9 protein-coding genes are annotated in these 12,902 nt (G+C 58.6%); 7 read left to right on the top strand and 2 right to left on the bottom strand.

Features of this window, described 5'->3' with window-relative positions; all coding sequences use genetic code 11:
* Positions 1-753 precede the first annotated feature (753 nt).
* Complete coding sequence (locus RND64_RS17995) at positions 754-1,194, top strand: hypothetical protein (RefSeq protein ID WP_156525474.1); 441 nt, start codon at positions 754-756, stop codon at positions 1,192-1,194.
* A 58-nt stretch (positions 1,195-1,252) separates the two neighbouring features.
* Here RND64_RS17995 and RND64_RS17990 read toward each other — a convergent pair whose 3' ends face one another.
* Positions 1,253-1,849 carry a thymidine kinase gene (locus RND64_RS17990; RefSeq protein ID WP_064866510.1) on the bottom strand — a complete coding sequence of 199 codons (597 nt, stop codon included), beginning with the start codon at positions 1,847-1,849 and terminating at the stop codon, positions 1,253-1,255.
* 199 nt (positions 1,850-2,048) lie between these two features.
* The gene (locus RND64_RS17985; protein ID WP_331436217.1) at positions 2,049-2,699 is read right to left on the bottom strand and encodes a TetR/AcrR family transcriptional regulator; all 651 of its coding nucleotides are present in this window, start codon (positions 2,697-2,699) and stop codon (positions 2,049-2,051) included.
* A gap of 1,373 nt (positions 2,700-4,072) precedes the next feature.
* Between RND64_RS17985 and RND64_RS17980 the strand changes: the two genes are divergently transcribed.
* From RND64_RS17980 to RND64_RS17955, 6 genes are all read left to right on the top strand, one after another.
* The gene (locus tag RND64_RS17980; protein ID WP_270484088.1) at positions 4,073-5,584 is read left to right on the top strand and encodes a sugar transferase; all 1,512 of its coding nucleotides are present in this window, start codon (positions 4,073-4,075) and stop codon (positions 5,582-5,584) included.
* Positions 5,584-6,885 carry a UDP-glucose dehydrogenase family protein gene (locus RND64_RS17975; RefSeq protein ID WP_270484085.1) on the top strand — a complete coding sequence of 434 codons (1,302 nt, stop codon included), beginning with the start codon at positions 5,584-5,586 and terminating at the stop codon, positions 6,883-6,885. The genes RND64_RS17980 and RND64_RS17975 overlap by 1 nt, the downstream gene beginning before the upstream one ends.
* On the top strand, positions 6,824-8,137 hold the full coding sequence (locus tag RND64_RS17970; RefSeq protein WP_270484083.1) for a glycosyltransferase: 1,314 nt from the start codon (positions 6,824-6,826) through the stop codon (positions 8,135-8,137). The genes RND64_RS17975 and RND64_RS17970 overlap by 62 nt, the downstream gene beginning before the upstream one ends.
* 10 nt (positions 8,138-8,147) lie before the next feature.
* A complete protein-coding gene (rfbA, locus tag RND64_RS17965; protein WP_270484081.1) occupies positions 8,148-9,035 on the top strand; it encodes a glucose-1-phosphate thymidylyltransferase RfbA in 888 nt (295 codons plus the stop codon).
* 1,283 nt (positions 9,036-10,318) lie between these two features.
* Entirely contained in the window at positions 10,319-11,722 is a 1,404-nt protein-coding gene (locus RND64_RS17960) for an oligosaccharide flippase family protein (RefSeq protein ID WP_270484079.1), read from the top strand.
* A gap of 82 nt (positions 11,723-11,804) precedes the next feature.
* Positions 11,805-12,890: a glycosyltransferase family 4 protein gene (locus RND64_RS17955; RefSeq protein WP_270484076.1), complete on the top strand. Its 1,086-nt coding sequence runs from the start codon at positions 11,805-11,807 to the stop codon at positions 12,888-12,890.
* Positions 12,891-12,902 lie beyond the last annotated feature (12 nt).

Here is a 12,902-nt window from a genome sequence, read left to right as displayed (position 1 = left end):
GCCCGAGCCGGACTAGAGCGAACGTGGAGGAGTGCGTACGGTCCACTGCGCGTCGTCGTATCAGCAGAATGCGCTCACGAGCGGCAATGCGATGCAGCGTCGAAATCCGTCGGTCATTGGTTCATCGGGCTTTGAGGTCGCCGGTGTTCACGACGAGCAACGGTGTGCACGCCGACTCTGATCCGGCCGGGTTCACAGCTCAGAGGTCGGAGTGCAAAGACGAAGGTGAACAGGTGGGAGTGGCGTACGCGGCCCAGTTGTACGGGAGCGCGGCGTCGTCGCACTACAGCAAGCTCGGACCATCGACGCCGGCTGTGAAAGGTTATGTCGCGGTGTGGGTTTCGGGATTGTCGAATGGCACCGGGGGAGCGGGTCATGTCGCGATCGTGCTCGCTGACCAGGGTGGGTCGTTGCAGATTCTGACGCAGAATTCAGGTGCCACGCATATCGGATCGATGAGCAAGGCCTACTTGACCGGTCTTCTGCGTCCCAAGAACCTGACGCCACCGTCCAACAATCCGATCGGGTCGATCGATGAAGTGGCGTCGCCGCGTGCAGGAGTGGTGCGGATACGAGGTTGGGCACCCGACCGCGACGATGCCGGCGCAAGCATTCAGGTGCATGCTCACGTCGGTGGACAGGCGGGTGCGCCGAACACCGAGGAACATCCCGTCGTCTTGAATAGTGCTGGCCCGGAAGTCAATTCGACGATCGGCGTGCCTGGAAACCCACGGCTTCGACGCGACCTTCGCCGTGAGCAAATCGGGAAACGTGCCGGTGTGTCTGTGCGGGATCAATGTCGGCGGCGGCGGCAATGTTCTTCTCGGTTGTCGCACGGTCAGCATCGCTGATCCACACCCGCGCGGCAGCCCCGACGAGGTGAAAGCGCTCGGCTTTGGCGCAGTCAAGGTGCGCGGGTGGGCATTTGACCCGAGTGGCAGCGGCAAAAACATCGACGTCCACATGAATGTGGGACCGCAACCGGGCCAATCGGGAAGCTACGCGAACGTCCTGACGGCAACCAAGTCGCGACCCGACGTCAATACCGCGTACGGAATCACCGGCAACCACGGGTTCGAGACCACCGTCTACACGAAACGCCGTCGGCCTCAAACCGTCTGTGCGTATGGCATCAATATCGGTGAGGGCTGGACCAATCCCCAGGTGAGTTGCAAGACGGTGACTGTCAAGTAGTTCTGGCACTTAACATTTCGCGGTGTCGTGCAGCGGTGCCCAGTGTGTTGTACTCGACTCACTTCGCCACCCGGCCCGCCACGAAATGCCGCCGGCACAGCGCTCGGTACTGCATCGGTCCGTCGGCAGTATCTCCGACGGCGACCACGTCTCCGGTCCGCACCATCACGCCGTCGACGATGCGCGCGTTCATGAATGCTGTTCGGCCACACCAACACAGCACGACGGCTTGCAGCCGGTGCATCTCGTCTGCCACCTCAACGAGACGTGCAGCGCCGTCGAACAGCTTTGATCTGAAGTCGGTGAGGAGTCCGTAGGCGAAGACGTCGAGACCGCTCTCGTCGACGATTCGCGCGAGTTGATCGACCTGCGCGACGCTCATGAACTGCGCCTCGTCGCAGACGACGTAGTCGATTCGCGAACTGGGGAAGCCCTCGACGAGCGCAAAGACGTCTGTGTCGTCGTCGATCAGCACGGCGTCGGCGACAAGTCCGATCCGACTTGTCACCAGCGACTGGCCCGAGCGATCGCGATTGGTCATAAGCACACCGACTCTGCCCTGTTGGCCCTGATTGAAGTGCGTCTGCAGCGCGAGCGTCGTTTTACCCGCGCCCATCGGACCGTAGTAGAAGACGAGGCGACCCGGCTCACCCATTGCGCAACCTCCAGACGACGACCGTCACATGATGCTGCAGACGCGGGCCGATCGCACCACTCGCGCAGGAGTATCCCGACGACGCCGGTCAATACGTAAGGTGAACAGCCCTCCTAGGCGGCCGAGTCGCAGACCGCGACGCTGAGCCCGTTCTCCTCACAACAGAACACGGCAGTCTGCTCTGGATGAGCCGCGGGCGTCACGCGTCGTCCGACGCTTCACCCGCATACCGCGCGATGGTCCCGTCGACGAGAGCTGCGATGTGCGTCCGCACGTCGTAGCTCGCCGCGTACGAACTCCACACCGGAAGCACGCGCGCGAGGGCAGGGTACTTCTCTTCGACGGTGCCCGGATCGACTGTCTCCAGCCACGACTTCTTCTCGGCATACGCGCGGTTGACCTCATGCCACTGCAGCTCGAACCCGATAAGCGACCACACCGCTCGCCATAGGTCGTATGCCTGTTCGTCGTTCAGTCCCATGTCGTTGGCGGTGGAGATGAAGGCGTCGATCATCGCGTACGGCGGCACACCCGTGCTGGCGCCCTGATGAAGGAGCTCGGGTAGCCACGGGATCGCGGCTAGGCCCGCATACGTGTCGTAGAGCTGAGCCAGCAGGCGGTCACGCGGGCCGCTCTCCGGCTTGTGCCACTTCACCCTGCTGGTGACCTCGGCAATGACCATCGACAGCAACTCGGCCTTGCTGCTGACGTAGTGGTAGACCGCCATCGGCCGCAGGTCCATCTCCTCGGCGAGCAGCCGCATGTTGAGTGCGTCGGCGCCGTCGCGATCCAGGATGCGGATGGCGGCGTCGACGATGCTTGCTCGGCGTTGCTGCGGTGTGACAGTCACTGAATCAAGATTCACACAAGCCAAGCAGGCACGCCAGTGGCGGTCCGAGGCAGAGCGGTGGCGACATCAGCCGACTGTGGGGTGTGAGCCCATCGCTGTGTGGTGGGAAAAACGTTTGCTGATCACCTTCAAACCCTTGTGCGGGAAGCACAAAGAAAAATCAGAAAATCGAAATCGTGCGGATTCCTCTACTTCCGCGCGGACGTTTCGAACAGCTCGTCTCGTCTGAGCCGACGTGCGTCGACGATCCACTCGCGCACGTCCGTCCGCAGGTCAGGGCTAGTCATTGGGCTGAGGGTCCGCGCTGGCGCGTGAGCTCGCTTACCTTACTCACAGGTATGAATTGCGTGCTGCGTTGACTCAGGTTATGTTTCTCGCATCGATCGCAGCGTCGCGTCGTACGCGTAAGAAAATCTCTTCATCTGATGTTCACAGAACGGTGTTGGATCATGCTTCGGTGTAAACCGGGGGAAGCATGGGGGGACAGGGGCAGGTCGAGTCCACGGCTTGCCGGATGCTGTGACGGTGCTGTCGATCAGTGTCGTGACGTAGGTGAGAACGTCGTACCGCGACGTGTACTCACATTCGCGGGGCACCGCGCTGACGATCGTCGGGAGGTCACACGTCGCATCCGGGCTGATCGCTTGGTGCCTGCGTGTGTCGACTGGCTAGCGGCGAGTACCGCCGCACCAATCCAGCACCGAGCGGATCAGAAGCCGCAACGAATGCTTCTGCTCGAGCGTGTGCACGCTCAACGCTTCTATGCAGGCGCGGCCGAGTATCGCTTTCTATCCGCTGACGATGCTGGCACGACGCGGCGGCTACTCGCTGGTCGTCCGAAGCGCGCGACAATGTCCGCGCGGTCACGCCATGACGTCTAGTTACCGAAAGCAATAGATACCGATCGATGAAGTCGGTGCCCCAACCGTGAACCCCTAGGACTGAAGGACGTGCCGAACAGTGTGTAGTCCGATCAGATGAATTACGCGACCGACACCGTTTCGTACACGTGCGGTTTACATGCACGAACAACTTAAGCAACACGCACATGTGACGGTCAGGGCGCTCACAGTGTCAGTGGGATCTGTTGTAGTGCAGAAGTATTCGCACAACGCTGTGACCGCAGTTACATCCATGAAACACGCACACCGAGCGAAAAGAGACCCCCGAATTGTGTCGCAATTACGAGCATCGTATCTTTCTCGTACGCGTGCGAAACACTCTGAACGTATGCGCTCCACCGTCGGGGTTGGTTCTGTCGTGAGTACCTCACGCGTCAAGAAGGAGAAGGAAGTGTTCCTTCGTTGCGTCGAGATCGATGCTGGCCGCTTCGGGCGGTCGACGCCGCGCTCGTCTAGCGACCGGGTTGCGTCATGACCGCCGAACGGGAGCTTTCATTTGGCAACGGGTCGCGTAGGTTTTTCCGCACCTCGGCGAGGACATCCTTCGCATCGCCTCGGGCATGGGTGACGGCGTACCTGACACGGGTCAGCTGGAGCGACGCAGTCGTGGTGACCGTCGCTGTGCTCGCCGCGCAGATCTTCCGCTTTGGATCCGACGACCCGCTGCAGCCGAATGGCGGATGGGGCCTGCCCGCGACCTTAGTGTCAATCGCGCTGATCGTCTGCTGGCTCCTCGCGCTACGAGCGACGCAGTCGCTCGATCGCCGCATCGTGGGCTCGGGACCGCAGGAGTACAGCCGAGTGATCACTGCATGCCTGTCATTGTTCGGCGTGCTGGCGATGCTTGATCTTGTGTTCCGACTCAACATCGCACGCGGCTTTCTACTGGTCGCGCTACCTGCTGGAACGCTTGGACTCCTCCTCACGCGCTGGATGTGGCGTAAAGACCTGATTCGGCAGCGCGCCAAGTCGCAGAACCTCGAGCGAGTGCTGGTGGTGGGAGCGGTCAGCCCGTCCAAGCCTCTTGTCGAGCGTCTACTTAAGAGCCCGACACTCGGATACGACGTAGTGGGCGTGTGTCTACCGCCGAGCCGACGCGGAACGCCCGAAGAACTCCGAGTAGCAGAGCAGATGATTCCTGTGTTCGGCGACTTCGACGACGTACGCGACGCTGTGCTGCACACGGGAGCAACCACTGTCGCGGTTACGAGCGCCGAGGCACTCGGTCATCAGGCAATGCAGGACCTCTCCTGGGACCTCGAAGGCATCCACGTCGAAATGCTTGTGGCGCCAGGCGTTACGGACGTGGCTGGGCCACGCATGATGGTCCGCCCGGTCGCCGGCCTGCCACTGCTACACATCGACAAGCCCCGCTACGAGGGCGCGAACAAGTTCCGCAAGGGCTTCTTTGACCGCTTCGGTGCGAGCCTCGCGCTGTTGCTCGCGGCGCCGGTGATGCTCTGTGTGGCGTTGGCGGTCAAACTCGACTCGCGCGGACCGATTTTCTACAAAGCCACGCGGGTAGGCCTCAACAACGAACCGTTCAGCATGTGGAAGTTCCGGTCGATGGTGCAGGACGCCGATCAAAAGAAGGCGAATCTCGCCCACCTAGACCAAGGTGCAGGCGTGTTGTTCAAGATGCGCGACGACCCGCGGGTGACGAGGGTCGGCAAGTTCATTCGTCGATACAGCCTGGACGAACTCCCGCAGCTCTTCAACGTGCTCGGCGGCTCCATGAGCCTAGTGGGGCCTCGACCACCGCTGCCCGACGAGGTCGAGAAGTACGACGGTCGAGTGTCCCGTCGGATGCTGGTGAAGCCAGGAGTAACTGGGCTGTGGCAGGTGTCGGGCCGGTCAGACCTGACGTGGGAAGAGTCTGTGCGGCTGGATCTCTCGTATGTAGAGAACTGGTCGATGATGCAGGACATCGCGATTCTGTGGCGCACCGCACAGGCGGTTGTGGCGAAAGAGGGGGCGTACTGATGAAGCTAGTTGTTCTGGGCCTGGGATACCTTGGGGCGACGCACGCTGCGTGTATGGCCGAGCTGGGTCACGAAGTCCTCGGCGTAGAGGTCGTTCCAGAGAAGCGCGAACTGCTCGCCGCCGGCGAGGTTCCCTTCTACGAGCCGGGACTTCCGGAGCTCCTCAAAAAGCACATTGAGACCGGTCAACTACGCGTGACCGGCTCGTACGACGAAGCCGCTGATTTTGCTGACGTTTTCTTCATCGCTGTGGGAACGCCACAGAAGAAGGGCGAGTACAGCGCCGATCTCCAGTACGTGGATTCGGCCGTCGACCAACTCGTCCCGCTCTTGACCCGCGACGCGGTTATTCTCGGAAAATCTACAGTCCCGGTCGGGACGGCTGCACGTCTGGCAGAACGTGCAGACGAGCTTGCGAAGGACATCAGTGTCGAGATCGCTTGGAACCCAGAGTTTCTTCGCGAAGGCTTCGCGGTAAACGACACGCTCCATCCAGATCGACTGGTGCTGGGCAGATTCATCGGCGGTAGCGCGGAAGATGTCGCACGCGAAGTCTATGGGTCAATAATTGAGGATGGCACGCCCTTCATTACCACCGATCCGCCGACCGCCGAGCTCGTCAAAACATCCGCAAACGCTTTTCTGGCGACGAAAATCTCGTTCATCAACGCCATGGCCGAAGTCTGCGACGCGGCCGGAGCGGATGTGCAAGCCATAGCCAATGCGATCGGATACGACGAGAGGATCGGCCGGAAATTCCTCAATGCCGGACTCGGTTTTGGCGGAGGGTGTCTGCCGAAAGACATAAGGGCCTTTATGGCGCGCGCGGGTGAGCTCGGGGCGGCCGAAGCGCTGTCCTTTCTCCGCGAGGTAGACAACGTAAATATGCGACGGCGAACTCGAATTGTCGAGTTAGCTCGAACAGCTTGCGGAGGGTCTCTGCTCGGAACGCGAATCGGAGTTCTCGGTGCCGCATTCAAGCCCGAATCGGATGACGTGCGCGACTCGCCCGCGCTAAACGTTGCAGGTCAAATTCAACTGCAGGGTGCTTCTGTGACCGTTTACGACCCGAAAGCGATCGAGAACTCTCGAAGGCTATTCCCCACCCTTGACTACGCGAACTCGGCGATTGAAGCGTGCCGCAACGCCGATGTAATGCTGGTACTCACCGAGTGGCCCGAATTCGTCGCCCTTGACCCTGTGGCGACTGGCTTCGCCGTTCGCACCAAGAAGGTAATCGATGGTCGGATGTGCTTACCGCGCACCGCATGGGAAGCGGCCGGATGGGAATACCGGATATGACAAAAATGGCACAAACCGTGGTGACACCCGCGACGCATTCAAACCAAAGCGAGAGGAACATCCGGAGGTGAGCACGAGAAATCGAGTCGCTATCATCGGTACCCGAGGCTTTCCCAGCTACTATGGCGGGTTCGAAACGCTCTTGCGTCACCTAGTCCCGTACCTGGCCGAACACGGTTGGGACGTTGACGTTTACTGTCGAGATGGGGTCGAACGCATCTCACCGGGAGACGGTGGCGATATCAACCATGGAAACATACGACAAGTGTTTACACGAGGTCTCGAGTCCAAGTCCGCCAGTACTCTGACCTTTGGCTTGACAAGTTCGATTCACGCGGCCGTAGGGGAGAAGCCCGACGCTGCCTTGATCATGAATGTTGCCAATGGATTCTGGCTACCCCTCCTTCGAGCGCGGGGCGTGCCAGCCGCAGTCAATGTAGATGGTATCGAGTGGGACCGGGACAAATGGGGGGCCACCGCCAAAAAAGTCTTCCGCTCGGGAGCCCGTATGACAGCGAGGTGGGCGGATGAGCTCGTATTCGACGCCCTGGAGATCGGGCGTCGATGGAACGTAGAGTTTGGACGTGGAGGAACCTTCATCCCGTATGGCGGAACTAGTGTAGATGAAGCCCCTCCAGACCCCGAGTTCCCGCGTGGCACGTATGTTCTGTACGTGGCAAGATTTGTGCCGGAAAACAGCATAACGCAGTTCGTAGAAGCGGCAGAGCAGATCGCCACGAGATCGAGAGTCGTGATCGTAGGATCTTCGGGTTATGGCGGCGAGATCGAAGACAAGGTGCGGGCCGCTGCAGAGAAGAACACGAACATATCCTGGGTAGGCCACGTAAATAATGATCAGCGCTTACACGCATTGTGGGCAAATGCTGGAGTCTATTTTCACGGTCATAGCGTCGGCGGCACGAACCCTGCGCTTGTGCAAGCCATGGCATGCGGAGCACCAATCGTTGCCCGAGACACTCCCTACAACCGGGAGGTGCTCGGCGATGCTGCTGTCTTCTCGGATCCTGAACCCAAAGATATCGCTGCCAAGGTGAGTCGAGTTCTCGGCGACGCCAGCCTCAGAACGCGGATCGCAATCGCCGCGAGTGAGCGACAGGCCGCCCACTACACCTGGGACCTGGTATGCGCCAAGTACGAGGCGGTACTGACTGATCTCGTAGAGCGGCGAGGTGATGCTCACTCAGGCATTACGTCGCCTCGGCGAGATGGCTTCCGGCCAAGCGTCGGATAGGGAACTTCGTATGCGTGGAATCATTCTTGCCGGTGGTACCGGGTCGCGGTTGCACCCGATTACGCAGGGTGTGAGTAAGCAACTCGTCCCGGTGTACGACAAGCCGATGATCTATTACCCGTTGTCGACGCTGATGTTGGCGGGTATTCGCGACATTCTGGTGATCACCACCCCGCACGATTCGGCCGCGTTTTCCGGACTGCTGGGCGACGGAAGTCAGTTCGGTATCGACATCTCGTACGTCACACAGCCGTCGCCGGATGGTCTGGCGCAGGCGTTCGTGTTGGGTGCCGATCACATCGGGAACGAGTCGGTGGCTCTGGTGCTCGGTGACAACATCTTCTACGGGCCGGGCCTTGGATCGCAGCTCAAGGGTTTCGAGGCGATCGACGGTGGCGCGATCTTCGCCTACTGGGTGGCCAATCCGTCGGCCTACGGCGTCGTCGATTTCGACGCGCAGGGGCGGGCGGTGTCGTTGGAGGAGAAGCCGACGTCCCCGAAGTCGAATTACGCGGTGCCGGGGCTGTACTTCTACGACAACGACGTCATCGAGATCGCGCGTGACCTGCAGCCGAGTGCGCGAGGCGAGTACGAGATCACCGACGTCAACGCCCACTATCTCGAACAGGGCAAGCTCGCGGTGAAGGTGTTGCCGCGCGGCACCGCGTGGCTCGACACGGGGACCTTCGATTCGCTGTTGGACGCGGGCAACTTCGTGCGCACCGTCGAGCAGCGGCAAGGCCTGAAAATCGCTGTGCCCGAGGAGATTGCGTGGCGGCAGGGCTATCTGTCCGACGATGAGCTGGCAACGCGCGCCGAGAAGCTGCGCAAGTCGGGCTACGGCAACTATCTGCTCGACATCCTGGCCCGCGGCGAAGATGAGCGTGTGGCCAGTTAAAAAATTTCCGAACAGCCTGCGAAGAACACGACCTAGCGGATGGACAGAAGGAAAAACTAGCAACCCGTTGATTCGGAGGGTCAGATGCATTCGAGAAACTAGAAAATTAGCCCAAGAAATTGTTATAAAATACGAGGATAGTGTCCATGACTCCATCGCAAACCGGCTTATTGAAAAGAACTTGCTTGGCAGCGGCGGAAGTTTTCCGGCCAATTTCTGACGTTCGTTGTGGCCTACGAAACGGAACCGCTGAGGGTGCGGCCGAGCTCGGCTCCCAGTGGTACTTAAACGCTCAGAGGGGAGCCAGAATTCTCCTGACGGCAAACCTATTTGTCCGAAACAGAACTAGCCGTCGGCGTATAACTGGGGACGTCCCCATTGTCGTGAATCTTACGACATATGGTGCCCGGGCACACAAAGTGTACCTCGTAATTGAATCCATCGCCATGGGCACAGAGAGACCTTCGAGAGTCATACTATGGCTCGATGAGCCTCAACTGTTAGAGGCGCCTCCTAGCACCCTGAGGAGGCTGCAGAGACGTGGGCTCGAGATTGCAAAAACAGCAAACTACGGGCCACACAAGAAATACTTGCCCTACGTCATGCAAACTGACGAGAACAAATCGTCTCTGCCGTTTTGTACCGTTGACGATGACTTTCTGCTTCCTCGATGGTGGCTCAAGTGCCTATTCATCGCATATAGACAATCTCCGGAGCACGTCACATGCTATCGCGCGCACCGAATCAAGATCGATGACTCTGGCAAAAAAATCCAGAGTTACGATTTCTGGGACCGACCGCGATCTGCAACTGCATCGTTCTCGGCTCTGGCAACAGGAGCATCTGGAGTGATATATCCGCCGAAAATGGGCACCGTACTTGCACGGTGGGGTACCGCCGGATACGAGATTGCACCGTCAGCCGATGATATTTGGCTTCATCGATGTGCGCTGCGGTCCGGAGTGAAGGTTCGACAAGTCTATAAATCTTCAGTCGTATTCTGGTCGGTGATCAGAGATGGAGGCGTTGCACTATCCGTCGACAACGTGTCGAATGGTGGCAATGATCGCACGATCCGACGCCTATATAATCAAACCGATATAGATAAGATTAGGAGCGCATGAGTCCTCCTACGAGGTTGTCGTGGACCAAAGGGATAACGGAAATCAGCCTCGCTGACTGCGCTGTTCCGCTCGAACGGCAGACCATTGAGCAATTAGTTGAAGATAGTAGATCGTGTCAGCGTCCGAAGCTGTAATCGCAGATCGGTCCACCCAGAGGAGGTGAGTTCAACGGCGTTGAGGGAGAACCGCGAACCAAATATCGCATCGAGGTCGCTCATCTACGGAACGGCGGTTAATCTAGTCGGATACCTGATAATTCCCATTGCAGCATTTGCTGCGGGGCCTATCCTCGCGCAGTCTCTAGGCGTAGAGGGGAGGGGAGAAGTTGCTGCGGCAACGGCGCCGTTGTTGCTCGTTGTGGCGGCCGCTTCGTTCGGCCTGCCCGAGGCTCTGACCTTCTTTGTGGCGCGGAACTCCGAAATTGTTTCGAGTGCTATTCGACACGCACTTGTGCTGACTATAGTGCCGATTGTAGTGTCCACCATCGGCGTTCTGCTACTACGAAACTGGTTATCGGGCGGGCAAGGAGATCTCTCCACAATTATCGCATGGGGAGCGACTGCGATAGGCCCTGCCTTGGCCACTAACGTTTTTAGGGCAGTGGCCGCAGCATACTCGCGTTGGAAGTTGATAACCGCCGAGAGATCGTTCGTCGCGGTGGGGCGTCTGTCAGCCCTGACCCTTTTGTGGTGGACCGGGAACCTAACGGTCATGAGCGCGTCCATAGCGATCGCAGCGTCAGTAGGTCTCGCATTCTTGGTCTACATACCGTTCGTCGTCAAAGTAGGGCGACGACGGGCTGAGTCTCCTCCCAGCAGCAGGTCACCGAACGAGCGGTGGTTCTACGCCGGACATCGGAGCCTACTCGCGTACGGGTCCTCCGTTTGGCTTGGTTCGGTGGCTGGGATTCTTCTGTCGAGGCTCGACCAAACGCTGATGACGCCGCTGAGTGGCGCGTACGAACTCGGTCTGTATGCTGTGGCCGCCAGCGTGAGCGAGCTGCCTCTAATAGTGAACAGTAGCCTGCGCGACGTTTTGTACACCCGCTTCTCTTCGACGAGTGATAAGGGTGCAGACCTGGCTGCGCGCATGTCGTCTGCATCGACTGTGCTAGTAGCCTTGCTATCGATTGTAGTTGCAGCGGCGACGCCTGTGTTCCTTCCGATTCTGTTCGGTCATAGTTTCGCGTCTGCGACAACCGCCACACTGATCCTACTGCTCGCGGTAGTCGCTGGGAATCCCGGTTCGATAGCCGGCGTAGCTCTATCTGGGGCAGGATATCCTGTCCTCAGGTCTGTAAGCCTATTGATCGCTTTAGCGAGCAACATTGTGCTAGTTGTGCTTCTTGTTCCACCACTCGGCGCAACTGGTGCTGCGATCGCGACACTCGTTGGAAACATCGTATCTGGAAACTTAAACATACTATTTGTCAAGCTCAAGCTGCAAGGTAGAGTGATGTCTTTCTACAAAGTCTATCCAAATGATTGGGCGAAGATGATGAAGTTAGTCTCGCTAGAGATCGGACGCGTTAGGACCACTTGGCAAGGCCGCCACGGCAGCTAGAGCCCGATGTATTGAGTGGAGTACTCGTTATCGCAATGATCTCCAATCTGGAGAATTAGTAATAAGACGGAACGGAGCTAGAATGCCTGAAGGCCGAGAAGTGAAACATTTGCTACGGGTATGGGACTCTGTGCGCTCGTTTCATTTTGAGATCCTTGGTCAGTGCGAGCCAGGAAAGCTGCTTTACCTTAAATCAAGTTATGATTTTGAAGTCCCGGAAAATTTTGATGCACCAGTCGAGCAAGCGTCTCCGATGCGCGTCATCAAGCACTTGCTTGATTCTAGATTCGACGCGGTGGAATTGAACGAGCCCCTATCAGTAGCCTCGTGGGCTCGGTTGATCTTTTACCGGATAGCGTTAGGTGTCCGTCGCCATATTCTTCGGAGGCCTGTGCGCGTGGCCTACTACGCAATTGAGAACAAAAATATTGTCGATGCGCTCAGCGCGAAGTTTCGACTCCCAAGCCAACTCAGTCGAGCCATCTGCGGAATCCTACGGTATCCACTATCGTCGGCAGATGATAGCGCGGTCTTCGGAACGAACGCGTCCTTGGACAACTATGAGACGTTCTTTGGGCATCGACTGGCCAGGCGGCGCGAACTTATCTGGCAGTTGCCGGCTCCATGTCACTGCACGACATTGTCCCGAGCTGCAAATGCAGTCATCTTCGTAGGTGCATTCGACGAACGGAAGGGTGTTCTAAGACTGCTGGACGCCTGGGGAGAAGTTCTCGCCAAGGCCCCCTCTTCGACGTTGTCTGTGCTTGGTCAGGGCGCTTATGAGCAGGAGGTGCGTGGTGCGGCCAGTGCACACAGTAGCGTTGAGGTTGCGATATCGCCGACAAGGAGCGAGATACATCGGCGGCTCAGCGAGGCAAGCGTGATAGTGCTTCTGTCGCAACCGCACCCGTACTGGAAGGAGCAGGTCGGACTACCGATCCTCGAAGGACTTGCACACGGGTGCAAGGTCGTAGCCTCGGAGGAAACCGGCATATCGACATGGCTAACAGAGCACGGGCATAGCGTTATTCCTGCCGAGGCGGAAAAAGAGCAGATTGCTGCTGCAATAGTAGGCGAACTGCTAAATGCTGCATCAGCAGACGATGTGATATTTGACTTACCTGAGGTACACGGTCGTGTGGCTGCTGATTGGTGGCTGTACTCCTAATGACAGATTCTG

The organism is Gordonia sp. w5E2 (assembly GCF_036540975.1).
In the GTDB taxonomy this organism is placed as follows: Bacteria; Actinomycetota; Actinomycetes; order Mycobacteriales; family Mycobacteriaceae; genus Gordonia; species Gordonia jacobaea.
Note: the sequence above shows the minus strand (reverse complement) of the source record. Positions and strands in the feature narration are given on the sequence as shown.